At 73.0% G+C, this 24,887-nt stretch carries 19 protein-coding genes; 11 read left to right on the top strand and 8 right to left on the bottom strand.

Annotated features, from left to right (window positions below; genetic code table 11):
- The first annotated feature begins 162 nt into the window (after positions 1 to 162).
- Positions 163 to 342 carry a hypothetical protein gene (locus ACWEKM_RS01250; protein WP_451619065.1) on the top strand — a complete coding sequence of 60 codons (180 nt, stop codon included), beginning with the start codon at positions 163 to 165 and terminating at the stop codon, positions 340 to 342.
- A 104-nt stretch (positions 343 to 446) separates the two neighbouring features.
- The gene (locus ACWEKM_RS01245; protein ID WP_451619203.1) at positions 447 to 1,604 is read left to right on the top strand and encodes a glycosyltransferase 87 family protein; all 1,158 of its coding nucleotides are present in this window, start codon (positions 447 to 449) and stop codon (positions 1,602 to 1,604) included.
- 251 nt (positions 1,605 to 1,855) lie between these two features.
- Here ACWEKM_RS01245 and ACWEKM_RS01240 read toward each other — a convergent pair whose 3' ends face one another.
- Complete coding sequence (locus ACWEKM_RS01240) at positions 1,856 to 3,496, bottom strand: DNA repair helicase XPB (protein WP_451619064.1); 1,641 nt, start codon at positions 3,494 to 3,496, stop codon at positions 1,856 to 1,858.
- 203 nt (positions 3,497 to 3,699) lie between these two features.
- Between ACWEKM_RS01240 and ACWEKM_RS01235 the strand changes: the two genes are divergently transcribed.
- Both ACWEKM_RS01235 and ACWEKM_RS01230 read left to right on the top strand, forming a co-directional pair.
- Entirely contained in the window at positions 3,700 to 3,942 is a 243-nt protein-coding gene (locus ACWEKM_RS01235) for a recombinase family protein (protein WP_451619063.1), read from the top strand.
- Positions 3,923 to 4,063: a hypothetical protein gene (locus tag ACWEKM_RS01230; protein WP_451619062.1), complete on the top strand. Its 141-nt coding sequence runs from the start codon at positions 3,923 to 3,925 to the stop codon at positions 4,061 to 4,063. The genes ACWEKM_RS01235 and ACWEKM_RS01230 overlap by 20 nt, the downstream gene beginning before the upstream one ends.
- Before the next feature lie 129 nt (positions 4,064 to 4,192).
- On the opposite strand, the gene ACWEKM_RS01225 is transcribed toward ACWEKM_RS01230, so the two are convergent.
- Positions 4,193 to 6,928 carry a helicase-associated domain-containing protein gene (locus tag ACWEKM_RS01225; protein WP_451619061.1) on the bottom strand — a complete coding sequence of 912 codons (2,736 nt, stop codon included), beginning with the start codon at positions 6,926 to 6,928 and terminating at the stop codon, positions 4,193 to 4,195.
- Between the two features lie 301 nt (positions 6,929 to 7,229).
- Between ACWEKM_RS01225 and ACWEKM_RS01220 the strand changes: the two genes are divergently transcribed.
- The 3 genes from ACWEKM_RS01220 (at position 7,230) to ACWEKM_RS01210 (ending at position 10,922) form a co-directional block, all read left to right on the top strand.
- The gene (locus tag ACWEKM_RS01220) at positions 7,230 to 8,855 is read left to right on the top strand and encodes a substrate-binding domain-containing protein (RefSeq protein ID WP_451619060.1); all 1,626 of its coding nucleotides are present in this window, start codon (positions 7,230 to 7,232) and stop codon (positions 8,853 to 8,855) included.
- A 63-nt stretch (positions 8,856 to 8,918) separates the two neighbouring features.
- A complete protein-coding gene (locus ACWEKM_RS01215; RefSeq protein ID WP_451619059.1) occupies positions 8,919 to 10,025 on the top strand; it encodes a hypothetical protein in 1,107 nt (368 codons plus the stop codon).
- A 261-nt stretch (positions 10,026 to 10,286) separates the two neighbouring features.
- Positions 10,287 to 10,922 (top strand): HAD family hydrolase, encoded by a 636-nt coding sequence (locus ACWEKM_RS01210; protein WP_451619058.1) that lies wholly within the window; start codon positions 10,287 to 10,289, stop codon positions 10,920 to 10,922.
- On the opposite strand, the gene ACWEKM_RS01205 is transcribed toward ACWEKM_RS01210, so the two are convergent.
- On the bottom strand, positions 10,898 to 11,149 hold the full coding sequence (locus ACWEKM_RS01205; RefSeq protein WP_451619057.1) for a hypothetical protein: 252 nt from the start codon (positions 11,147 to 11,149) through the stop codon (positions 10,898 to 10,900). The two genes, ACWEKM_RS01210 and ACWEKM_RS01205, sit on opposite strands and share 25 nt — an antisense overlap.
- 274 nt (positions 11,150 to 11,423) lie before the next feature.
- Between ACWEKM_RS01205 and ACWEKM_RS01200 the strand changes: the two genes are divergently transcribed.
- The gene (locus ACWEKM_RS01200) at positions 11,424 to 11,807 is read left to right on the top strand and encodes a cold-shock protein (protein WP_451619056.1); all 384 of its coding nucleotides are present in this window, start codon (positions 11,424 to 11,426) and stop codon (positions 11,805 to 11,807) included.
- A gap of 21 nt (positions 11,808 to 11,828) precedes the next feature.
- On the opposite strand, the gene ACWEKM_RS01195 is transcribed toward ACWEKM_RS01200, so the two are convergent.
- From ACWEKM_RS01195 to ACWEKM_RS01180, 4 genes are all read right to left on the bottom strand, one after another.
- A complete protein-coding gene (locus tag ACWEKM_RS01195; RefSeq protein ID WP_451619055.1) occupies positions 11,829 to 12,722 on the bottom strand; it encodes a 1,4-dihydroxy-6-naphthoate synthase in 894 nt (297 codons plus the stop codon).
- Positions 12,712 to 13,425, bottom strand: a complete 714-nt coding sequence (locus tag ACWEKM_RS01190; protein ID WP_451619054.1) for a futalosine hydrolase — start codon at positions 13,423 to 13,425, stop codon at positions 12,712 to 12,714. Before ACWEKM_RS01190 ends, ACWEKM_RS01195 begins: the two co-directional genes overlap by 11 nt.
- A gap of 11 nt (positions 13,426 to 13,436) precedes the next feature.
- Positions 13,437 to 13,907, bottom strand: a complete 471-nt coding sequence (locus tag ACWEKM_RS01185) for a DUF2771 domain-containing protein (RefSeq protein ID WP_451619053.1) — start codon at positions 13,905 to 13,907, stop codon at positions 13,437 to 13,439.
- 61 nt (positions 13,908 to 13,968) lie between these two features.
- Positions 13,969 to 15,393 (bottom strand): MFS transporter, encoded by a 1,425-nt coding sequence (locus tag ACWEKM_RS01180; RefSeq protein WP_451619052.1) that lies wholly within the window; start codon positions 15,391 to 15,393, stop codon positions 13,969 to 13,971.
- 359 nt (positions 15,394 to 15,752) lie between these two features.
- On the opposite strand from ACWEKM_RS01180, the gene ACWEKM_RS01175 reads away from it, so the two are divergent.
- The 3 genes from ACWEKM_RS01175 to ACWEKM_RS01165 all read left to right on the top strand — a co-directional run bounded on the left by ACWEKM_RS01175 (position 15,753) and on the right by ACWEKM_RS01165 (position 22,132).
- Positions 15,753 to 16,679: a DUF3027 domain-containing protein gene (locus ACWEKM_RS01175; RefSeq protein WP_451619051.1), complete on the top strand. Its 927-nt coding sequence runs from the start codon at positions 15,753 to 15,755 to the stop codon at positions 16,677 to 16,679.
- A gap of 653 nt (positions 16,680 to 17,332) precedes the next feature.
- Positions 17,333 to 20,533: a sacsin N-terminal ATP-binding-like domain-containing protein gene (locus ACWEKM_RS01170; protein WP_451619050.1), complete on the top strand. Its 3,201-nt coding sequence runs from the start codon at positions 17,333 to 17,335 to the stop codon at positions 20,531 to 20,533.
- A gap of 663 nt (positions 20,534 to 21,196) precedes the next feature.
- Positions 21,197 to 22,132 carry a hypothetical protein gene (locus ACWEKM_RS01165; RefSeq protein ID WP_451619049.1) on the top strand — a complete coding sequence of 312 codons (936 nt, stop codon included), beginning with the start codon at positions 21,197 to 21,199 and terminating at the stop codon, positions 22,130 to 22,132.
- 204 nt (positions 22,133 to 22,336) lie between these two features.
- On the opposite strand, the gene ACWEKM_RS01160 is transcribed toward ACWEKM_RS01165, so the two are convergent.
- A complete protein-coding gene (locus ACWEKM_RS01160; protein ID WP_451619048.1) occupies positions 22,337 to 24,745 on the bottom strand; it encodes a cation-translocating P-type ATPase in 2,409 nt (802 codons plus the stop codon).
- Positions 24,746 to 24,887: the final 142 nt, after the last annotated feature.

Below are 24,887 nucleotides of genomic sequence, written 5' to 3'. Positions count from 1 at the left end.
ATGATTACGTCCCCCTGGCGGAAGCCGCTGCTTTACGTCCCCTAGGGGTTGTCTCCACCCCGGCTGGGGGGAGCGGGTCCCTCCGGAGGGGTACGTGAGGGCGTCGGGGATTGGCTCCGGAGACCGATGACGATGTCATGCCCGACGTTCCACCATGGAGACATGAGCGCTGCAACCATCCACCCAACCCCCTCCGGTCCGGCCGGCGCCACGGCCGTCGTCGGTACCCACCACCACCGCCTGGGCAACGCCCTCCGCGCCCTCAAGGTGTTCGCGGAGGCGGCGTTCGGCGTCGTCATCCTCGGCGAGTACGGCGAGGAAGCGGGCGTTCGCCGTAAGTAACCCCTAGGTTCACCTCCGTGGCACAACGGACGGTGACGCCCTATCTCCTCCTGACCCTGTCCCTCCTCTCCTTCACCGCCCTCTGCGTCCTGCAACGCGCCCCGATGGCCGACGCGCTGGTCTACCGGGCCGAGGGCGAGGCCGTCGTCCACGGCGGTGACCTGTACGGCTTCACCGTCACCGAGTGGCAACTCCCGGCGACGTACCCGCCGTTCGCGGCGGTCCTGTTCGTGCCGGCGACCTGGATCCCCGTCCCGGCCATGAAGGCGGCCTTCGTCGCGGGCAACGCGCTCTTGCTCGCCGCTTTCGTCGTCCTCTCGGCCCGTCTCGCGGGCCGCACGGCCCGGGCGCCCCTGGTGTGCGCGGCCACCGCGCTGGCCCTGTGGCTCGAACCGGTCTTCCAGACGGTCCTGTTCGGCCAGATCAACCTGGCGCTTGCCTGCCTCGTCCTGTGGGATCTCACCCGCCCGCCGGGCGCCCGCGCCAAGGGGCTCGCGCTGGGCGTGGCCGCCGGGATCAAACTGACCCCGGCCGTCTTCGTCGTCCACCTGCTGCTGACCGGGCGCCGACGGGAGGCGGCGACGGCCACGGCCGGCTTCGCCGGGACCCTCGCCGTCGGCGCGGTCCTGCTCCCGGCGGCCAGCATCGACTTCTGGACCGGACGGCTCTTCGAGACCGACCGCGTGGGGAAGGTCTGGATCGTCGACAACCAGTCGCTGCCGGGCCTGATCGCACGGGCGGCCGGCGATCCGGCGCCGGGTCCGGCGTGGGCGCTCCCGGTCGCCGCCGTGGCCGTCGCGGGCCTGTGGGCGGCGGCGCGGGCGAGGCGGGAGGGGCACGGCATCCTGCTGGCGGCGGGCACCGCCCTGCTGGTCTCGCCGATCAGCTGGTCCCACCACTGGGTGTGGTGCGTCCCGCTGATCGCCGTACTCCTCGCGGAGGGCCGCGTCCGTCTCGCGGCGCTGACGGCGACCGTGTTCACCGCCCGCACCATGTGGCTGCTGCCGCACGAGGGCGACCTGGACCTCCACCTCCCTTGGTGGCAGCAGCCCCTTGCCTCCCCCTACCCCCTGTTCGCCCTTGCCCTGCTGACCGCGGCCGTCGCCCTGCGGCACCGCTCAGCCTGCCGAGTACTCGAAGACTCCCAGGTGGGTCGGCAGACCGTCGGTGGACAGCACGACGGAGACACCGGTCCACGGCAGGGCGCGCTCGTCGAGGAACGTCGGCTCTCGGGTGCCCGGTTCCTCGAAGACCTCCGCTGACCGGGCTGGCGGTTCCTCGAAGGCGCCCGGCGACGGCCGCTCCGTGCGGCGCTGCCCTCGTACGCGGTGACGTAGTCCCAACCACTGACAGGGACGTAGTCCCACCACTGGCACGGACGTAGTCCCAGCCGCCGGCACCCAGCGCGCCGCCCTCCCCGAGCCGTCCACCGGGCGGGGGCCCACCGTGGGCGACGGGTGCGACACAGGGCGGCACACGGGGGCGGCGCACTGCGCGGCGCACGCGTCGCGGCTCAGGTCTCGGCCAGGATCTCGTCCGCGTCCACGATGCGGTAGGCGTACCCCTGCTCCGCCAGGAACCGCTGGCGGTGTGCGGCGAAGTCCTGGTCGATGGTGTCGCGGGCCACCACGGAGTAGAAGTGGGCCTGGTGCCCGTCGGCCTTGGGGCGCAGCACCCGTCCGAGGCGCTGGGCCTCCTCCTGCCGGGAGCCGAAGGTGCCCGACACCTGGATGGCGACCGTCGCCTCCGGCAGGTCGATGGAGAAATTGGCGACCTTGGACACGACGAGCACGCTGATCTCGCCCTCACGGAACGCGCCGAACAGCTTCTCGCGCTGCGCGTTGGACGTCTCGCCCTTGATCACCGGCGCGTTCAGGTGCTCGCCCAGCTCGTCGAGCTGGTCGATGTACTGGCCGATGACCAGGATCTGCTGCCCGGCGAACCGGCGCACCAGCGCCTCGGCGACCCGGCGCTTGGTGTCGGTCGTCGCGCAGAAGCGGTACTTCTCCTCCGTCTCCGCCGTCGCGTACGCGAGCCGTTCGGAGTCGGTCAGGTTCACCCGGACCTCGACGCAGTCGGCGGGCGCGATATAGCCCTGCGCCTCGATCTCCTTCCACGGTGCGTCGAACCGCTTGGGCCCGATGAGCGAGAACACATCCGACTCGCGGCCGTCCTCGCGCACCAGCGTCGCGGTCAGCCCGAGCCGGCGGCGGGCCTGGAGATCGGCCGTGAACTTGAAGACGGGGGCCGGCAGCAGATGCACCTCGTCGTAGAGGATGAGCCCCCAGTCACGGGAGTCGAACAGCTCCAGATGCGGGTAGATCCCCTTCCGCTTCGTGGTCAGCACCTGGTACGTGGCGATGGTGACCGGCCGGATCTCCTTCCGCGTACCGCTGTACTCCCCGATCTCGTCCTCGGTCAGCGAGGTCCGCTTCACCAGCTCGTGCTTCCACTGCCGCGCCGAGACCGTGTTGGTGACGAGGATCAGGGTGGTGGACCTGGCCTGCGCCATCGCCCCGGCGCCGACCAGCGTCTTGCCCGCACCGCACGGCAGCACCACGACCCCGCTCCCGCCGTGCCAGAAGTTCTCCACGGCCTGCTTCTGGTAGGCCCGCAGCGCCCAGCCGACCTCGCGCAGCTCGATCGGGTGCGCCTCCCCGTCCACATACCCGGCGAGGTCCTCGGCCGGCCAGCCCAGCTTCAGCAGAAGCTGCTTGATCTGGCCGCGTTCGGAGGGGTGCACGGCGACGGTGTCGGGGTCGATCCGGGCCCCGACGAGCGGCGCGATCCGCTTGGACCTGAGCACCTCCTCCAGGACCGGCCGGTCGCTGCTGGTGAGCACGAGACCGTGGGCCGGGTGCTTGGTCAGGGTCAGCCGCCCGTAGCGGTCCATGGTCTCGGCGATGTCCACGAGCAGCGCGTGCGGCACGGGGTAGCGGCTGTACTGCACGAGCGCGTCGACCACCTGCTCCGCGTCGTGCCCGGCCGCCCGCGCGTTCCACAGCCCGAGCGGGGTCACCCGGTAGGTGTGGATATGCTCCGGCGCCCGCTCCAGCTCGGCGAACGGCGCGATGGCCCGACGACAGTCATCGGCCCGCTCGTGGTCGACCTCCAGGAGCAGGGTCTTGTCGGATTGGACGATCAGGCAGGACACACATACCTCCGCAAATAGGATCGTCAGCGTGACAGACACCACACCTGTCACGGCTCGGGCCATGTCCCGTGCCGGCGCCGAAAGGGCGTACCGGCCGGCGCGCCCGGGATGCGCGCCGCTATCCATGTTCGCCTATCGCGTGAAACGGACGAGACGACTTCTCCTGAGCGCCGGCGCGCGGCGTGCGAGGTGCTGTGCGAGGCATGTGGCTGGGACGTCATAGCCGTCGAGGAAGACATCGATGTCTGCGGCTTCTCTCGGGCTTTCGGGGCTTCGCCCGACCGGAACTGCAACGGGTCCTGACCCGGCTCGCCGAGCTGGACGTGATCGTGTTCTTCAAGATCGACCGGCTCGTGCGTTCGACGGTCGACCCGCGGAGGTCATGCAGCTCGCCGAGCATCAGAGCGGTCGCGCTCGCGTCGGCGCATGCGACCCGGCGTCGGTAACCTCATCGGCCGCAAGGACGCCTTCGAACGCACCCTTCGCCAGGCACTCAGCGAGTTCCACCCCGACGGCGACTTCGGCGAAGTCGTACGCACCGAAGCCATCATCGCCACGCGCCCCTGACAACCGTGCGCTGCTGCCCGGCACAGCAGAAACCGATGGCATCAAAGAGACGAACCCGTCCCGTACGGCCACAGTCTCGGCCAAACGTCCAGTGTGCCCTACCGGTGGGTGATCACGGCGGGCCGCGGTTCAGTCGTCCGCCAGCTCCGCGACCCCGGTGACCCGGTGCAGCGGATAGGTCCGCACCTCGTCCGCCGTGTGGTCGTACGCCGTCACGAAGCCGCCCTCGACCCGGATGGGCGCGATGACGCGCTGGCTGGCGGCGCCCTCGGCGTTCACGTACCCGATCCACAGGGCCTCGCCCGTCAGGACGGCGGCCTGCATGGTGGCCAGGGTCTCGGCTGAGTCGGTGCGCGGAAGGTCGCCGCCCGCCATGGGGGTGCCCGCGGGCTTGCGCGGGGTCGTGGCGGCCAGGTCGCCGGCGCGGATCGCGCGGATCGCCGCGGACAGCAGGGTCGGGTCGGGGGTGGGCGGGCCGTCCGGGACCGGCTCGGGGGCCGTGCGGGGCGGGGTGCGGTGGGCGTGGGCGCGGGCGATCAGCACATCGCCCTCGGCGGACTCGGCGGCGGGCGCGTAGCCCATCGCCCGCAGGCCCTCCAGGAGCGTCGTCGGGTCGGCCTGCGTCGCGAGCACGGTCGGCGCCAGTCGGCGCAGCCGCAGGGCGGCCGACCGCCGGTCGGCGAGGATCTCGTTCAGCAGCGTGTCGTCGTCGCAGCGCACGTACGCGGAGGCGGCGCCCACCCGCAGCCGGCCGTGCTTGCGGGCCACGTCGTCGATCAGGTACGCCAGCGGTTGCGGGACCGGGGTGCGGGAGTGCGCGTCGAGGAAGGCGTGCAGGTCGGCGGCGGTTCGGCCGGCGTCCAGGGCGCGGCGCACGGAGGCGGGCGTGAAGCGGTAGACCGTCGCGCCGCCCTTCGACTCGACGTCCGCGAGCACGCCCAGCGTCGCGGCCAGCGGCCGTTCCAGCGGCCCCGGTGCCACCGCCGTCAGGTCCGCCTGGAGCAGGACATGGTCCAGCGGCTCGGGCAGCAGCGGCGCGAGCAGCCCGGCAGCGGCGGCGGAGGCCGCCGCCCGCTCGGCCGGGGAGAGGGGCTCGCGGGGCGCGGGCGGGCGCCGATGGTGGTGCGCGGGCAGCTTGTCCCCGGGCCCGTCGGCCGGGCCGCCGCCGGTGCGATGAACGCCGCTCGGCGTCGGCACCGGCGCGGGTACGGACGCCGACGCCGACGCCGACCTCGGCACCGGCGCGGATGCGGAGGAGGCAGCAGAGACGCCCCCGCGCGCGGTTGTGCCCCTACGCGCGGTTGTCTCGCCGCGCTCGGCTGCGGCCCCGTACTCGGCTGCGCCCCCGTATTCGGACGCGCCGAGCAGCGCGCGGCCGTGGGCCGACAGGGCGCCACGGCCGGTGATGCCCAGCAGCTCCGCCTCCGTCGGCGTCCAGCGCGCGATCCGGGAGCGCAGGTCTTCGTCGCCGCCCTGCGGTCGGCCGCCCGGCTGCGCCGGGGCACCCACCGGGCCGCGCAGCGGACGCTCCCAGCGCAGCCGGGCCAGCACCGATTCCGGGTCCGGCGCGGCGCCCTCCGGCAGCGCGGCCAGCAGCCCCAGCACCCGGTACCGCACCTCGGGCGCCGCGGAGCGGTCCAGCCCCGGCCCCAGCGCCGCCAACGTACGGTCCTTGGCGTCCCGCCCGCCGACCAGACCCGGCGTCCGGGTCGCCGTCAGCCACGCCTCGGCGAGCCGCGCCCAGCGCGCGGCCGGGGGCAGCGCCAGCCACTCGTCGTAGGCCGGGGTCGCCGCGTACCGCTCGTCGACCTCACCGTCGGAGGCCAGCAGGCCCGCCGCGTAGGCCAGTTCGACCCAGAAGGCGGCGACCGGCTCGGACACGTCGAGGGCGACGGCCGTCCGCTTCAGGTCCCGGACACTGAGCCCACCGGCCCGCAGCACCGTCGGGCCGCCCGCGTCCCAGTCCTTCAGCAGCTCCTCCACGGTCGCCAGCGCGGTGTACGCCTGCCCGGCCGCCGTCGCGTCCACGACCTGCGCGGGATGCGTCGCCGCCGTCCGGACCGGCGGCGGTACGGCCTCGGGCGCACGATGAGCGCGGCCCGCGCGCAGATGCAGGGCGACCTCGCGGGGGAGTACGACCGTGCCGGGCGTCGTCGGCAGCAACAGACCACGGTCGAGCAGCCAGCGCAGATGGGCGGCGGGCTCGGCGGTGACCTGGCCGTACGGCGGCCCCCAGACGAGCCGGGCCAGCACCTCGCGGGACTCCGCCGGGGCCCCGGCCAGTAGCGCGGCCATCCGCCTGCGGTCGGTGAACAGGGCGGAGAGCGCGGCCAGCGCGGAGACCGGGTCATGGGTCGAGGCCAGGCCCGCGGCCGTGACGATCTCCTGGATCCGGCCCGGCGACATGCCCGCGCCGGCCTCCCGCACGGACGGGCCGAGGCCGGTCGGGGAGGGATGTCGCGGGGTCGGGGCGAGCACCTCACGGGCCGTGCGGACCAGACGCAGCCGGTCGTCGCCGCCCCACACCAGGGCCTGTTCCCGCAGGGTGGCGAGGGCGTCGGGCAGGGCGGCGGCGACGGCCCGGTCGCCGGCGTCGCCCGCCATCAGGCCGAGCAACTCGTCGTAGGACGCCGGGTCCGCCGCCACGGTCAGGGCCTGGGCCGTCTGCAGCACGAACAGGTCGAGGCGCTCCAGGGCACGCAGCACCGAGGCCCGGGTGCCCGCCCGGGTGGCGAGCTGGGTGAGGTCGGTGGGCACGGGGGTGATGAGGTCGGGTCGGCTGCGCAGCAGCGCGGCCAGGGAGGCGTCGTCCCTGGCGCGGAGCGCCTCCGCGAGGGAACGCGGCGGTGTTGCCGGGTTGCTCATCCGACCCACGGTAGCGGGTGCGGGGTCGGCACCGGGAGCACATGCCGCTGGCACTTCGGTCCCCCGCACCGGGCAAGGGGCGACCGCCGGGAGAACGGAACGTTGCGCAGATGTCCGCCGGATGAACTTCAGCGGGGGGATTGCGCCAGCCCTGGCAGCACTCGGCGCACAGTCGTCACCCTGGGCTCCCGGGCAACCGCGCGAAGTCAACTGTGCGACGGGCCATGGGGATTCGGGGGATCCAGGGGATCCAGGGGATCCAGGGGATTCGGGGAAAACGGGGGAATCGGGGGAACCGGTCGTGGGACTCTTCGGCGTCGAGCTCGACTTCAACAACGTCGTCGCGATCTTCAGCGTCACCATTCCTGTGCTGGCGTTCGTATGGGAGTTCGTGGTCATCCGCCGCAAGCGGCTCGGCTACCGCCTCCAGATGGACACCCTGGCCACGGACACCGCCCACGCGCCGAGCGCCGACGTACTGGCGCGCATGCACAACGACGGCAGGCCGCTGGACGAGCCGTCGTTCGTGCTGGTGCGGATCGAGAACGCCGGCTGGCGGGAGATCGTCGCCGGGGACTACCTGACCCCCGCCGAGGACAAGACCGGCATCCGGGTGCTGTTCCGGGACCGCCGGGTCGTCGGCATGGCGGTGACCGAACTCAGCCAGCCCGCGCTGCGCCACTTCTTCGTCATCACCCGGGGCGGGGTCACCCGGGAGACCGACGGCTTCGGCATCGACGAGGAGGACGGCTCCGGCGTCATCAGGCTGCCGAAGGTGACGTTGAACCCCGGCGCCCACTACAAGGTGCTGGCGGTGCTGGAACGCCGGTCCGGGAGCCCGCACGCGCCGTTCCCCGATCCGGAGTTCCAGGCCGAGGTGACCGGCGGGAGCAGCCGTTCCCTCGCCTGGCTGCGCTGGCTCGCCCGGCTCAAGCTGGCCCACACCGAGAGTCACACCTTCGCCTCCAGGCCGGCGCTGGTCGGCATGGCCCTGCTGGCGGCGGCGGCCGTGCTCCAGGCGAGCCTGACCCTGTTCCTGCCCGCCAGGCCCGCACCGCTGGACTGCGTCGGCGGCACCCTGCACCTGACGGGCTCCACCGCCTTCGGGCCCGCGGCCACGGCCGCCGCCAAGGAGTACGAGCGGCTGTGTGCGGCCAAGGGAGCGCGGATCCTCGTCGGTGACGACCCGTTCCAGGGCAGCGGGAACGGTCTCGCCACCCTGGAGAAGGCCGGGGAGAACGCCAAGATCTCGGGCGTCGAGGGACTCGGCGACCACATCGCGTTCACCGACGGCCCGGCGGGCCCCGGCCACCCCCGGCTGCTGCCCCGGCCGGTGGTCTACTCCCTGTTCACCCTCGTCGTGAACGAGGACGCCAAGGTCAGCACCCTCTCCCTCCAGCAGATCCGCGACATCTACGCCGGGAAGATCAAGAACTGGTCCACGGTGAACGGCGCGAACCTCCCCATCCATCTCATCAACCGCCATCGCGGCTCCGGCACCCGCAACGCCCTCGAAGAACGGGTCCTCGCACACAAGTCCGTCCCGGAGGCCGACGTCGACGACTGCGCGGCCCTGGACCACGACAAGCCCGGCGTCTGCGAGGTCGACAGCACCGACACCCTGCTGGACACCGCCGCCTCGACCCCCGGCGCCCTCGGCTACAGCGAGGTCAACAGCGTGCCGACCGGCGATCTGGTCAAGCTCTCCATCGGCGGTATGCGGCCCACCCTGGAAGGCGTCGAGGACGGCAGCTACCCGTACTGGCAGACCGAGTACGCCTACACCTACGGCGAACCGCCCGCCGGCTCCATCGCCGCCGCCTTTCTGCGCTACCTCACCGACCAGGGCGGCAAGGACATCCTGCGCGCGTACGGCAACCGCCCCTGCTCGGAGACGCGCTACCCGCTGGTGTGCGAGCCGACGTGAGCGCGGCCTGCGCTACCGTCGTCCCGACGGGGTATTCAACGCACCGGCCCCGGAGGGGACTTCGTGGGTATCGAGAGCGACCGGGTCGTCTACGAGTATCTGAGCCGCGTCGGTGACATCGCGCAGCAGCGCCAGTTGCCGTCGGCCGACCGCATGCGCCTGGTGTCCGGGCTGCGCGACGAGATCGACCGGCACCGGGCCACGGCCGCCGTGGACAGTCCCGCCGCCGTGCACCGCATCCTCGCCCGGCTGGGCACGCCGGACGAGGTCGTCGCGGCGGCGGGCGCAGGGAGCGGGGTGCCCGAGCCGCCGTCCACCGCCGTGCCCGTGCAGCCCGCACCGCGCGAGCCCGAGCCGAAGGGACTGCTGGGGCCGAAGGGGCTGCTGGGGCCCAACGGGCTGCTGGGTCAGAAGGGCCCAGGGGAGACGGGGCCGCGGGAGAAGAGCCCGCGGGAGAAGGGCAAGGGGCTGCGCCGGGTCGTGCCCCGTCCGCGGCCGGCCGAGCCGGCGGCGCCCGCCCGTTCGGATGCCCCGTCGCCGCCCCACCTCGCCGGCGAGGACGAACTCGGCGACAGCACGCTGCAGCCCGACTGGTGGCGGGTGGACGACAGCCCGTTCGGGGCCGGGGACAGCGTGCCCGGGTTCGTCGGGGGCGTGGAGATCCCCGAACTCCTCAAGCCGCCACCGAGGGAACCCGCGCCCGAGGCGAAAGAGCCCGCGCAGCAGAAGGCCGCGAAGGGGGAGACGGCGCCCCAACCGGCCCCCGAGCCCACCGCCCCCGAGACCGCCGACCCACCCCCGCGCCGCCGGCTGGCGCTGCCCCGCCCCGCCGCGGGCTGGACCAACCCACTGCTCCTGCTCGCCGCCGCGGCCCTGGTCGCCGGGGCGGTGCTCGGCATCTGGTACGCGCTGATCCTCGGCTGGCTCATCGCCTACGGCTCCCGTCGCCTCACCGCGGCGGAGAGCAAGTGGGCCGTCATGGGCCTGCCCGGTCTGGCGCTCGTGGGCGGCCTGGTCTGGCTGTGGGGCAGGAACGACGGCCGCTGGGGCGACCCCATCGCCCAGGGCCACATGAGCGACGCCCTGGCCGAAACCTGGCCCTGGGTGGTCCGGGCCGCAGCCCTGGCCTCAGCCGCCTACCTCCTCTGGCGCTCCCAACGCCGCCACTAGCCGCACCCGCTGCTCCTGTTGCTCCTGTTGCTGCTGCTTCTGCTCCGGTTGCTTCTGCTGCTGCGGCGGGGCCTCGACGAGGTGTCGGGTGCCTTCGGGTGCCGTGCAGGGAGCGGAGGGGCACCCAAGGGGCACCCTCGTACGGGACGTCGCGCGTACGGGACGTCACGCCGCGCGGTGTCGCACAACCGACCCGGCTGCTTCGGCGTGTCGGGTGCCCCGGAGGGGCGGGGCGGTGGGATGTCGGCGGCGGTGGGCACAATGGCGGACATGAGTTCGCGTGCGCTGACCGTCGGGTTCGACCTCGACATGACCCTGATCGACTCCCGGCCCGGCATCCACGCCTGCTACACGGCGCTGGCGGAGCGGACGGGGACCTACATCGACGCCGATCTGGCCATCACCCGGCTCGGGCCGCCGCTCGCCGACGAACTGGTCCACTGGTTCCCGGCCGAGCAGGTCGCCCCCATGGCCGACCTGTACCGCGCGATGTACCCGGCGATCGCCATCGCCGCGACCCCCGCGATGCCCGGCGCCCGCGAGGCGATCGCGGCGGTGCGCGAGTCGGGCGGCCGGGCGATCGTGGTCACCGCGAAGTACGAGCCGAACGCCAAGCTGCACCTGAGCCACCTCGGCATGGAACCCGACGCGGTCGTCGGCGACCTCTGGGCGGAGCGCAAGGCGGAGGCGCTGCGCGAGCACGGCGCGAGCGTGTACGTCGGCGACCACGTCGGAGACGTACGCGGCGCCCGCACCGCCGGTGCCCTCAGCGTGGCCGTGCCCACCGGCCCGTGCGACGCGGCGGAACTGCACACCGCGGGCGCGGACGTCGTCCTCGACGACCTGTCCGCCTTCCCGCGCTGGCTGGCCGGCTACCGCGAGGCGCCCCGCGCCTGACGCCGTCCGGCCGCGATCGACCGCAGGACCCCCGCGCCGGCCACGAGGAATCCGACCCCCATGAGCATGCTCAGGCCGAACATATAGGTCGGAAAAGGCTTCGCGCCCAGGAACAGCGGTGCCACGGTCACAAGAGTGGCCACGGCGCCGAGGAAGAAGACCACGGCACCAGCGCGGATCAGTCCGTCCCCGGGCGCGGCGGAATTCGGTTGGGTTTTGTCACGCACCGGACCAGGGTAGTTCCCAGCGCGAAGGAACAACCGGGCGACGTCTTGTCACCCGCCCCAAGACCATTAGCCTTGGTACCGGCGGGTCAGGGACGGACCCGCCCGAGTGCTATCAAAAGCCGTTTTCACCAGCAGTTTTCCGACGAGTACGAGCACGACAACGGGGACGGACTCGCCTACCGGCAACGTCAAGTGACTGAGCCAGGCACACACTGTCTCCGCCGTTTCCCATGAGCCATCCGGCTCCGACACACCGAGGACGAGGTCACATCCCATGCCGACGGGCAAGGTCAAGTGGTTTAACAGCGAGAAGGGCTTCGGTTTTCTCTCCCGCGACGACGGCGGTGACGTCTTCGTGCATTCCTCGGTTCTCCCCGCCGGAGTCGATGCGCTCAAGCCGGGGCAGCGGGTGGAGTTCGGCGTGGTCGCGGGTCAACGGGGCGACCAGGCGCTGTCGGTGGTCCTCCTCGATCCGACCCCGTCGGTCGCGGCGGCCCAACGCAAGAAACCGGACGAGCTGGCCTCCATCGTGCAGGACCTGACGACCCTCCTTGAGAACATCACACCGATGCTGGAGAAGGGCCGTTATCCCGAGAAGGCGTCCGGCAAGAAGATCGCCGGTCTGCTGCGGGCGGTCGCCGACCAACTGGACGTGTAGTCCCGCCGGGGGAGCGGCCCGTCAGGGGAAGTCGAGCGCGGTCGGGCCGAGGGGCGGGACGAGCCCTTCGGCCGCCGCGCGGGTGAGCAGGCCCCGGACCGCCGCGTACCCGTCCTCGCCGAGGTTCGACGTGAACTCGTTGACGTACAGCCCGATGTGCTGGTCGGCGACGGCCGGGTCCATCTCCTGGGCGTGCTCCATGACATACGGCCGGGATGCCTCCGGGTCGTCCCAGGCGGCGTGTACGGACGTATGGATCGACTCGGCGAGCAGCCGCAGCGTGTCCGCGCCCAGCGACCGCTTGGCGACGATCGCGCCCAGCGGGATCGGCAGCCCGGTCGTGGCCTCCCAGTGCTCGCCCAGGTCCGCGAGTTTGCGCAGCCCGTAGCTCTGGTAGGTGAACCGCGCCTCGTGGATCACGAGCCCCGCGTCGATCTTCCCGTCCCGCACGGCCGGCATGATCTCGTGGAAGGGCATGACGACGATCTCGCCGACGCCCTCCGGCAGGGTGTCCGCGGCCCACAGCCGGAACAGCAGATAGGCCGTCGACCGCTCGCTCGGCACGGCCACCGTACGGCCGGTGAGTCCCCCGAGCTCTCGGCTTCGCTCGACCTGGGAGGTACCCCCACCGTCCGCCTCCCGGGTGAGCAGGAGCGGCCCGCAGCCCCGGCCCAGCGCGCCGCCGCAGGGCAGCAGCGCGTAGCTGTCGAGGACGTACGGCAGCACCGCGTACGACACCTTCAGCACGTCGAACTCGCCGCGTTCGGCCATGCCGTTGGTGATGTCGATGTCCGCGAAGGTGATGTCGAGCGCGGGCGCGCCGGGGACCCGGCCGTGGGCGAGGGCGTCGAAGACGAAGGTGTCGTTCGGGCAGGGCGAGTAGGCGATCTGCAGCGGTCGGCTCTCAGGGCTCATATGGGTTCCAACTCTCCAGTGCGGGCGCGAGCTTCCCGAAGCCCTCGGTGAGGGCCGTGAGGGCGTCGCCGATGCGCCAGGCGGCGCGGTCGCGCGGTCCGACGGGGTTGGACACCGCGCGTACTTCGAGGACGGGTACCCGGTGCGCGGCCGCCGCCTCTGCCACCCCGAAACCCTCCATGGCCTCGGCCAGCGCCCGGGGGTGGCGGGCGCGCAGCGCGTCGGCGCGGGCTTGGGTCCCGGTCACGGTCGAGACGGTGAGTACGGTCCCGGCGGGCGCCCCGGTCGCCGCGGTCACGTCCCGTACGAGTGTTTCCGGTGGACGGTGGTTGACGGTTCCGAAGCCCAGTTCGGTGACTGGGACAAAGCCGTCGGTGGTCTCGGCGCCCAGGTCGGCGGCGGTGATCTCGTCGGCGACGACGAGCGATCCGACGGGCGCCCCGGGCCCGAGGCCGCCGGCGATCCCGGCGCAGACGACGAGGGCGTACGGGGAGCCGTCCAGGGCCGCGGCGGTGAGGGCGGCGGCGGTGGAGGCGGCGGCGAGGGCGGGGCCGACGCCCGCGGCGAGCAGGTCGTAGCCGTGCGCGCCGGTGATCCGGTGGAGCGTGCAGCCCGGCAGGCGCACCTCGCGCGCGGTGCCGGGCAGCGCCCGTGCCACCGCGTCCCGCTCGGCGGGGACCGCGGTGGCCACGAGGAAACGCATCCCGGACGTGGTCAGGAGACCTTCTTCAGCTTGAAGGACCACAGTCCCTTGACGGACTTGTCGCCCTCCTTGACCGACACCAGGGTCGAGTTGCCCTGCGCGCCGTACTGGGCGTTGAAGAAGACGCTGCCGGGGATGGTGCGGTAGGTCTTGGTGCTGGACTCGGTGAGCGGCTGACCGTTCATCAGGATCGTCCAGCCGCTGTCCGCGACCTTCGGGTCGACACCGAAACGGACGGTTTCGTCCGGGTCCACCGAGATGGACTTGATACCGGTGTCCTTGAGACAGTTCGCGAGGGCGGCCGTGTCCAGGGCCTTGCCGTCGTTGTAGCAGGTGGCTTCGGAGCTGGCCGAGTTGGTACCGACGGTGACGGTGGCCATCGGGGTCGGCTTTTCGCAGGCCGTGAGGACGAGCAGTCCGGCGCAAACGGCGCCGACGGCGGCGACGGCGCGGCGGCGTCGCGAGGCGGATTGCATGGTCATGGCCGAAGGCTATCGGGCACCCCTACCGGACCCCCCACCTGGGGGCGGCGTGCCCGGTTCGTTACGCCACCCGCGGCCGCGCCGCCCCGCCGTGCCGGGCCGATTCGAGCAGCCCGCGCAGGGTGGTCAGCCAGCCCGCGGCCACGAGGACGGCGGCCACGGCCAGGCCCAAAGAGCCGTTGAGCGGCATCACGATGCCGACCGCGCCGCCGAACACCCACGCCATCTGCAGCAGCGTCTCCGAACGCGCGAACGCCGACGTGCGGACCGGCTCCGGCACGTCCCGCTGGATCAGCGCGTCCAGGCACAGCTTGGCCAGCGCCTGCGCGAACCCGGCGACCGCGGCCAGGCACGCCACCAGGAACGCGCCGAAGAACACCGCGGCTACGACCGCCGTGCCCAGCGCCACCGCGACCACGGTCACGATGATGATCTCCGGTGCGCGGGACCGCAGCCAGGCCCCGACCGCCGTGCCGAGCGCGTTGCCCGCGCCGGCCGCGACGCCCACTATCCCCAGCGAGACCGCCGCGCTCTCGCCGGTCAGCGGGTGCTCGCGCAGCAGAAAGGCGAGGAAGAAGATCAGGAAGCCGGAGAGGCAGCGCAGGGCGGCGTTCGCGCCCAGCGCATAGGTGACGGCCGGGCCGACCGTGCGCAGTCCCGGGCGTCTGGCCCCGCCCCGGCGCGGGCCGTGCAGATGCTCCGCGTCGGCGGCGAGCAGGGCGATGTCCTCGCCCTTGGCGGAGTCGACCTTCCGCGGCAGCGAGAACGACAGGAACGTACCCGCCGCGAAGATCACGAAGGCGCCGTACAGCGGCCAGGGGTCGCCGACGGCGTGCAGTCCGGCCCCGATCGGGGCGGCCAACCCGGTGGCCAGCAGCCCGGCGAGGGTGACCCGGGAGTTCGCCTTCACCAGCGAGAAGCGGGGCGGCAGCAGCCGGGGCACGACCGCGCTGCGGACCACGCCGTACGCCTTCGACGCCACGAGCACCCCGAGCGCGGCGGGATACAGCTCCAGGCTGCCGCTCGCGACCGCCCCGGAGATGATCAGCGCCAGCAGGGCGCGGGCCAGCATCGCGGCGGCCATCGCGGCGCGCCGGCCGTGCGGCAGCCGGTCCAGCAGCGGGCCGATCACCGGGGCGAGGACGGTGAACGGGGCCATGGTGATCGCGAGGTAGAGCGCGACCCGGCCGCGGGCCTCGTCCGTCGGCACCGAGAAGAACACGGTGGAGGCGAGCGCCACGGTGATCATCACATCGCCGGCGCCGTTGACGGCGTGCAGCTCGATCAGCTTGCCGAGCCCGGACTCCCCGGCGCCGTGCGCGTGTGTGGCCCGCCTGATCCCGCGGGCCGCGCCGGCGAACGGGAGGTGCAGGGCACGGCCGACCGCGCGGACGGCACCGCCCATCCGGCCCGCACCGCCACCTCGACTGTTCCCCCTGAGCCCGCCGGCGCGGGCGGTGCCCTGGGGCGACCTCGCGGCTGCCACGACGTTCATAGTGCCCTGAGAATCCTGTTCCTAGAGCACTTGTGGCCGCGCGAGTCGGTGACGTCACCGTCGGTCGAGTGCCCGCGGGACCGTCGGTCGAGCGCCTGCGGGACCGTTGGTCGAGCGCCCGAGGGCGGGTGGGAAATGGTGCCGGGAGACGGTGAAGGGGCCGTCGGTGTAGGCCGAGCGCACATGAACAGGTAGCGTGCGTATCTCAGCCATCCCGCAGAATGGATGGCAGAGGTGCGCCCGAGCGCGATCGGACGCGGACGTCGATGCGGCCCACAGGTCCGCTCCGTCCGCCCCACCGCCTTCAGGCCCGCGCACCCGTGAGACGGCGTAGGAGAGAAGCGATACCTGTGAGCGCAGCGACAACGCGAAGCCGCACCCCCGACCGCCTGTGCGCCGAGGCCGTCGACCTCGCCCGCGCCGCAGCGGAGGAGGCGGCCGCGCCCGGCGTGGTCGGCGAGCACACCGGGCTGGTATCCGAGGGCGACCGTGTTGTCACGCACTTCTTCGAGTGCAAGGAACTGGGCTATCGGGGCTGGCGCTGGGCGGTGACCGTGGCCCGCGCCTCTCGCGCCAAGGTGGTGACCCTCGACGAGGCGGTGCTGCTGCCCGGCCCCGACGCGCTGCTCGCCCCCGAGTGGGTGCCGTGGAGCGAGCGGCTGCGCCCGGGCGATCTGGGCCCCGGTGACCTGTTGCCCACGGAGTCCGAGGACCTGCGCCTGGAGGAGGGCTACTCCGGCGGGGACGAGCCCCCGGTGCACTCCGCCGTCTCCGCGGAGATGGCGGAACTGGCCGAGGCGGAGGACGCTGAGGTCACCGCGGGCGCCCCCGCGACACTGCCGACGTCGCCGTCCCGCGGCTCGATCGCCGCGGTGGCGGAGGAACTCGGCATGCGCCGAGCCCGGATCCTGTCCCGCTACGGCCTGCACCTGGCCGCCGACCGCTGGGAGGAGGCGTTCGGCCCCGGGACGCCGATGGCCCAGGCGGCGCCCGCGCCCTGCGTCAGCTGCGGCTTCCTGCTGCCCCTCGGCGGCTCCCTCGGCCAGGCATTCGGCGTCTGCGCCAACGAGTTCGCCCCGGCCGACGGCCGCGTGGTCTCCCTCGCCTACGGCTGCGGCGGCCACTCCGAGGCGGCCGTCATGCCCAAGCCGCCCCAGCCGGCGGCGCCGGTGATCGACGAGACCAGGGTGGACCCCTTCCCACTGCGCCCGGCACCGGACTCCGGCTCGGTACCGGCGCTCAGCGACGAGTCGACGGCAGAACTCGGCCACTCCTAGCCCCACTCCGAGACCCCGCCGCCCCACGCCTACCGCACGCCGGTGGCACTGAGACGCGTCCACCGCGCACCAACGGCGCCGAGGCGTGCTCATGGCGCCGGGGTGTGCCTACGGCGCCGGAGTGCGCTCATGGCGCCAGAGCGCGTCCACGGCGCTGGAGCGTGTCCATGGCGCCCCGGCGTACATCAGCTCGCGGTTGCTTGCCGGGGTCGGCCGTGTACGCCTGCCAGGGGGCGTGTGCGTGCTCGGAGCCACGTCGCTACGCCGACGAGTCGATGGCGGAACTCGGGCAGTCTCCAGGGCCCGTTCCGAGGACCCGCTGCTCCGTGCCGACCGCACGCTCGCGGCGCCGAGACGCGCCCACCGCGCACCGGTGGCGCCGAGGCGCGCCCGTGGGGCCGGGGCCCGCCCGTGGCCCCGGAGTGCGCTCACGGCGCTGGAGCGTGTTTATGGCGCCCGGCGCACATCAGCTCGTCGTGCTGCCCTGCTGCCAGAGCTGGGCGGGTACGCCTGTGAGGGGGCCGTGCGCGGGTGCTCGGAGCTACCTTGGCAGCACACTGTGGCGCCGGTTCGCCGTTCGCCCGACCGGACCTGGCGCCCCGGTGCCGCAGGAGCGGTACCTTCGTCGTCACCCACCGACGAGGAGAGTGAACGTGAGCAAGTTCGTGCGGCCCGCGGCCGAGGGCGCCGACCCCTTCGGCACGGCCCGTCTGCGCCGCGGTGTCCTCGACGCCTGGGCCACCAGCCCCGCCCGCTTCCGCGAGGACGCCAACGCGGAGGAGGACCTCGTCCTCGGCGGCTACCGTGACCGACTCGTGATCGAACTGGCGCAGAACGCCGCCGACGCCGCGGCCCGCGCCCGGGTGCCCGGCCGGTTCCGCCTCACCCTCCGCGACAGCGTGCTGTTCGCCGCCAACACCGGCGCCCCCCTGGACGCGGCCGGCGTCGAATCGCTCGCCACCCTCCGCGCCTCCGCCAAACGCGATGACACGGATGAAAGGGGCGACACCGACGACACCGGCGCGGGGCACGGCGCCGTCGGCCGCTTCGGCGTCGGCTTCGCCGCCGTGCTCGCCGTCACCGACGAGCCCGCCGTCGTCGGCCGGCACGGCGGCGTCCGCTGGTCGCTCGCCGAGGCCCGCGAACTCGCCGCCGACACCGCCCGGCGCGGCCCCGGCCTCGGTGACGAGATCCGGCGCCGCGACGGGCACGTTCCGCTGCTGCGCCTGCCGTTCGCCGCCGAGGGCACCGCCCCGGACCCGTATGACACGGTCGTCATCCTGCCGCTGCGCGATGCGGCCGCCGCCGACCTCGCCGAACGGCTCCTGCACGGCGTCGACGACGCCCTGCTGCTCGCCCTGCCCGGCCTGGCGGAGGTCGTCGTCGAGATCGACGGCGACGCCCCGCGCACCCTGCGCCGCAGCACCGAAGGATCCGGCACGGTCGTCGCGGACTCACGCGACGGCACGACCCACTGGCGTACCGTCGCCGCGCACGGCCCGCTCACCCCCGACCTGCTCGCCGACCGCCCGGTCGAGGAACGTCTGCGCCCGCACTGGTCGGTCACCTGGGCGGTGCCGGTGGGCCACGACGGCGCCCCGGTCCGCCCCCGTACCGCGCCCGTCGTGCACGCCCCCACCCCCAGCGACGAGCCCCTCGGGGTCCCCGCCCTGCTGATCGCCTCCTTCCCGCTGGACACCACCCGCCGGCACGCCGCGCCGGGCCCGCTGACCGACTTCCTGGTCCAGCGGGCGGCGGACACGTACACCGAACTCCTCGCCGGCTGGCGGCCGGTGACCGAGGGCATCATCGACCTGGTGCCCGGGCCGCTCGGCAAGGGCGAACTCGACGGTGCGCTGCGCCAGGCGATCCTGGACCGCCTCCCGCGTACCGCGTTCCTGCCTCCGGCCGCCGAGGCCAAGGAGGACGACGCCGAGGACCTCCCCGAGACGCTGCGCCCCCGGGACGCCGAGATCGTCGAGGGCGCGGGCGCCGACACCGTGCAGGTGCTCGCCGAGGTGCTGCCCACGCTGCTGCCCGCGGGCCTCGAACGCCGGGTGGAGCTGCGCACGCTGGGCGTCGCCCGGCTGCCGCTCGCCGACGCGATCGACCGGCTGGCCGGGCTGGACAAGGAGCCCGGCTGGTGGCGGCGGCTGTACGACAGCCTGGCCGGGGTGGACCCGGACCGGCTCTCCGGGCTGCCCGTCCCGCTCGCCGGGGGCACCGCCCAGGGCTTCGGCTCCGGGGCGGGGGCGGGGCGTACCGCCATCGGCCCCCGGCAGGTGCTGCTGCCCACCCCGGACGCCGCCCGCATCGATCCGGGGACGCTCGCCCGGCTCGGCCTGAAGGTCGCGCACCCGGACGCCGCGCATCCGATCCTGGAGAAGCTCGGCGCGCTGCCCGCGACCCCGCGTGCGGTGCTGACCACGCCCCAGGTGCGCGCCGCGGTCGCCGCCTCCCTGGACGAGGAGGGCGGCGTCGGCTGGGAGGAGGACGCGCCGGACGCCGAGGAACTGGCGGACACCGTCCTCGCCCTGGTTCGGGACGCCGGCCTGGAACCCGGCGACGAGCCCTGGCTGGGCGCCCTCGCGCTGCCCGACGAGGACGGCGAACTCGCCCCCGCCGGTGAACTGGTGCTGCCCGGCAGCCCGTTCGCCCGGGTCATCCGCGAGGACGAACTGGCCGCCGTGGACGGCGAACTGGCCCAGAAGTGGGGCGAACAGCCGCTGGCCGCCTGCGGTGTGCTGGCCGACTTCGCGCTGGTGCGGGCCACGGACGTGGTCCTCGACCCGGATGAACTGGAGCCCCGCGAAGGGGACTTCGCCGAACCGGACGACGCGGGCCTGCTGGACGCCGTGGACGTGTGGTGCGAGGACGTCCTCGACCGCTTCCCGGACACCCCGGTGCCCCCGGTCGCCACCGAACTGGTCGCCGTGCGCGATCTCGACCTCATCGATGACGACCACTGGCCCGAGGCCCTGGCGCTGCTCGCCCGCCCGCCACTGCGCGACGCGCTCACCCAGCCGGTGCGGATCCTGCTGCCGGACGGCACCCACGAGGTGGTACGGCCCTACACGGCGTGGTGGCTGCGCGGGCATCCGGTGCTGGACGGCCGACGGCCCGCCGGGCTGCTCGCGGCGGGTGGCGATCCGCTGCTGCGCGGACTGTACGACGAGGCCGACGCGACCGGTTTTGAAGACGAGCAGGTGCTGCGGGCGCTCGGTGTGCGCACCTCGGTCGCCGCGCTGCTGGACGAACCGGGCGGGGCGGTCGAGCTGTTGGACCGGCTCGCCGACCCGGGGCGGCCCGTCACCCCCGCCCAACTGCACGGACTGTACGGCGCACTGGCCGAGTCGGACCCGGAGCAGGTGACCCTGCCGGACGAGCTGCGGGCCGTCGTGGACGGCCGGGTCGAGGTGGTGGACGCGGCCGACGCCGTGGTCGTGGACTCGCCCGATCTGCTGCCCTTCACCGCGGGCGTCCCGCTGCTGCCGGTGCGGCCCGCCCGGGCCGCGGAGCTGGCCGACCTCTTCCAGGTGCGGCGGCTGAGCGAGTCCGTCACCGGGCGGGTGGACTCGGCGGGCGCCGAGCACGAGGTGCCGGACGCGGTGCGGGCGCTGCTCGGCCCGCGCACCCCCGGCAGCTATGTCGAGCACGAGGAACTCGTGGTCGACGGCGTCGAGATCGACTGGCGTCTGACGGCCGACGGCGTCCTGCACGCCGCGACCCTGGAGGGCGTCGCCGCCGGGCTCGCCTGGGCGGCCGGACAGTGGCCGCGCCGCTTCGAGGTCGCGGCCCTGCTGGAGGACCCGTCCCGCACGGAGGAACTGGCCCGCGACCGCTGGTTCGACTGACCCGCGCCACCCCCCGATCCGCGCCGTACGCCCTGTCCGACGGCCCTGCCCCCGAACCACTCCGGGCGGCGGGGCCGTGGCAGTTCCGCCCGGACCCGAAAGCCGCACGATGCCGGAGCCTGCCGACTTCACCCGAGCACCGCCCGCGTCCGAGCACCGCCCGCGTCCGAGCACCGCCCGCGTCCGAGCACCGCCCGCGTCCGAGCACCGCCCGCCGTCCGGGCTGTACCCGGCAGCCCGGCCCTGCGGTGCCCGCTGTCCGGGCCGTGCCCGCTGTCCGGGCCCCTGCCTGGCGGCCCGGCCCTGCCTGGCGGCCCGAGCGGCTCCCCGCGCCCAAGCCCCGCCCTGCGCCCGAGCGGCTCCCTGCGCCCGAGCGGCTCCCTGCGCCCGAGCGGCGCCCTGCGCCCGAGCGGCGCCCTGCGCCCAAGCCCCGCCCTGCGCCCAAGCCCCGCCCAGCACTCCGGCCCTGCCCGGCGTTTGGTCGTTCCGGGTGTCTCCGTGATCTTGGCGGCTCCCTCACATTTTCCTTAGTTTCCGTACAACCATCGCCTGCTGTCGTGGATCTGATCACCTGAGTCAACAGACTCCACGATCACTGGGCCCCACGGCGAGGAGCCGTGTGCGACGACCGCCGACGGGGCCCCTCTCCCTACAGGGGAACGCATGCGCATTCGTGCCACCGTGGCCGCCGTCACCGGCGCCCTGGCCCTGTCCGCCTTCGCCGTTCCGGCGGCGCACGCCGTCGGCGGATCCTCGTACGACCGCGACGACATCGTGAAGGCCGCGCAGGCCGCCCACCGGGCCGCCGTCGGCAAGTCCGCGTTCAGCACCGCGGGTGCCCAGGACACCGGCGTGCCCTACGCGCTGGATCTCTCCTTCTCCAACGTGAAGATCAACAACGGCAAGCCGATCGTCGTCGGGACCACCAACAAGGTCCGGGTCCCGGTCAGCTACACCGTCACGCACGCCGCCGACATCGACCTCAACGCCTCCGACTTCGTGCTGGACGTCGAGCTCTACCGCGGCTCGTACAGCGACCCGAAGAACATCCTGATGGGCGACGACTGGCCGACCTGCGTTGCCAGTTCGGCGACCAAGGCCACCTGCAAGGGCACCATCGACGTCTACCCGGACTTCGAGCTCACCAACGCGGACGCCACCAGCTGGAAGGCGGTCGGTTACGCGATCGACTTCAACGGCCAGGACCCGACCTCCGACAACATCGACTGGAGCAAGATCGGTTACGCCGAGCAGGACGCTCTGGCCACCACCAAGCTCCAGCGCAACTCCAAGCTGACGGTCGATGCCTCGCCGGAGCCGGTCAAGAAGGGCAAGACCATCACGGTCACCGGCAAGCTGACCCGGGCCAGCTGGGACGACAACAAGTACCACGGCTACGCCAGCCAGTCGGTGAAGCTCCAGTTCCGCAAGAAGGGCTCCAGCACCTACAACACGCTGAAGACCATCACGTCGAGCTCGACGGGCTACCTGAAGACCACCACCAAGGCCACGGTCGACGGCTACTTCCGCTACAGCTTCGCGGGCACCTCGACCACCCCGGCGGTCAACGCCGCGGGCGACTTCGTCGACGTGAGGTAGTCGAAGTAGTCGACGTGAAGTAGTCGTCGTGAAGAAACCGGCACGGCGGGTACGACGCCCTTCGGCCCCGGGATCCCCCGGGGCCGAAACCGGCGTTCGACGGCGGGATCCCGGCCCGGCTGCGAGCGGCGCTCACGCAGGTGGCGTTACGGCAGAAGCCGGTCGTAGCGTGGTCGCGGTGACCCTCGTTCCGTGCCGTCCGGCCTATGGGTGGTCCTGGGTCGGGGAGCGGCGGTCGACCCTTCTCCACAGGAACTCCAGGGCCGCCGACCCGATCACCGCGATGCCCACCGCCGTCCACGGCATCGTGACCCCGACCAGCTTCAGTGCGAAGAAGCTCTGCAGGGCGGGCACGGCCAGGACGAAGAGGAAGGCCACGCCCATCGCGGCGACCAGGGCCACCCGCCACCAGGTGTAGGGGCGGGCGACGATCGCCAGCACCCACATGGAGATCAGGAACAGCGTGAGGGTGGCCGCGCTCGTCTGCGCGGGCAGCGCGTCCGGGCCCGTGTACTGGTGCCGGGCGATCAGATACGTCACGAAGGTCGCGATGCCGGCCACCACCCCGCTCGGGATCGAGTAACGCATCACCCGCCGTACGAAGTGGGGCTGTGCGCGCTCCTTGTTGGGGGCCAGCGCCAGGAAGAAGGCCGGGATGCCGATGGTCAGGGTGGACAGCAGGGTCAGGTGCCGGGGCAGGAAGGGGTACTCGACCTGCCAGCACACCACCAGCAGGGCCAGCAGCACCGAGTAGACGGTCTTCACCAGGAACAGCGTGGCCACCCGGGTGATGTTGCCGATGACCCGGCGGCCCTCGGCGACCACCGACGGCAGCGTGGCGAAGCTGTTGTTGAGCAGCACGATCTGGGCGACCGCGCGGGTGGCCTCGGAGCCGGAGCCCATCGAGACGCCGATGTCGGCGTCCTTGAGGGCCAGGACGTCGTTCACCCCGTCACCGGTCATCGCGACCGTGTGCCCGCGGGACTGGAGCGCGCCGACCATGTCCCGCTTCTGCTGCGGGGTGACCCGGCCGAAGACGGTCGCCTTGTCGAGCGCGCCCGCCATCTCGCTCCGCTTGGCGGGCAGTCGGCGCGCGTCCACCGTCGAGCCGTTCAGTCCCAGCTTGGCGGCGACCGCCCCGACCGACACCGCGTTGTCGCCGGAGATGACCTTGGCGCGGACGTTCTGGTCGGCGAAGTAACGCAGGGTGTCGGCGGCGTCGGGGCGCAGCCGCTGCTCCAGTACGACCAGGGCGGTGGCGTGGCCGCCCTTGGCCACATCGGCGTCGTCCAGGTCGCGGACGGCGCGGGCGAGCAGCAGGACCCGCAGGCCCTGTTCGTTGAGCCGCTCGGTCTCGGCCAGGGCCGGGTCGCCGTCGGTGAGCAGGACGTCCGGGGCGCCGAGCAGCCAGGTGCTGTTCTCGCCGTCCCCCTCGCTGAAGGTGGCCCCGCTGTACTTGCGGGCGGAGGAGAAGGGCAGCGACTCCACGCAGCGCCACTCCTCACTGTCCGGGTAGGCGTCGATGATCGCCTGGAGGGAGGCGTTGGGCCGGGGGTCCGACTCGCCGAGCGCGCCGAGGACCTTTTGTACGTACGTCTCGTCGTAGCCGTCGAGCGGGCGCAGCTCGGTGACGTCCATGCCGCCCTCGGTGAGCGTGCCGGTCTTGTCGAGGCAGACGGTGTCGATACGGGCGAGACCCTCGATGGCCGGCAGCTCCTGGACGAGGCACTGCTTGCGGCCGAGCCGGATCACGCCGATCGCGAAGGCGACGGAGGTGAGCAGGACCAGGCCCTCCGGGACCATCGGGACGATGCCGCCGACGGTGCGGGCGACGGCGTCCTTCAGGTTGTCGTCCTTGACGACGAGCTGGGTGATCACCAGGCCGATGGCGGCCGGGACCATCATCCAGGTCACGTACTTCAGGATGGTGGAGATGCCGGTGCGCAGTTCGGAGTGGACGAGGGTGAAGCGGGACGCCTCCTCGGCGAGCTGGGCGGCGTATGCCTCGCGGCCGACCTTGGTGGCGACGAAGGCGCCGCCGCCGGCGACGACGAAGCTGCCGGACATGACCCGGTCTCCGGGGTGCTTGACGACGGGGTCGGCCTCGCCGGTGAGCAGTGACTCGTCGATCTCCAGACCGTCGGTCTCGGCGCACACGCCGTCCACGACGATCTTGTCCCCGGGGCCGATCTCGATCAGGTCGTCGAGGACGAGTTCGGAGGTGCTGACCTCGACGGCGTCGCCGTCGCGGCGGACGGTCGGCCGGGCCTCGCCGATGACGGCGAGCGAGTCGAGGGTCTTCTTCGCGCGCCACTCCTGGATGATGCCGATGCCGGTGTTGGCGAGGATCACGAAGCCGAAGAGGCTGTCCTGGATCGGGGCGACGGCCAGCATGACCAGCCACAGCAAGCCGATGATCGCGTTGAAGCGGGTGAAGACGTTCGCGCGGACGATCTCGGCGAGGGAGCGGCTGGAGCGCACCGGGACGTCGTTGACCTGGCCGCGGGCGACTCGCTCGGCGACGTCGGCGGCGGTCAGACCGGTCGAGGGGGTCGACGGGACGGGTACCGGGTGTACAGGGTCGAGTTCGGCGCCCGCGTCGATGTGCGTCATGCAATCGACGGTACGTGCGGTTTTGCGGCTTCACCCGCCGAGTGGACGGAAGATCCGACCTGGGGATGACCTGGGGATGAGGGGGGTCGTGCGGTGGTAGGAGGGGCCCAGCCTCCGGATCGGTAGGAGGGGTCCCGCCCTC

This window comes from Streptomyces sp. NPDC004752, from assembly GCF_053601275.1.
Note: the sequence above shows the minus strand (reverse complement) of the source record. Positions and strands in the feature narration are given on the sequence as shown.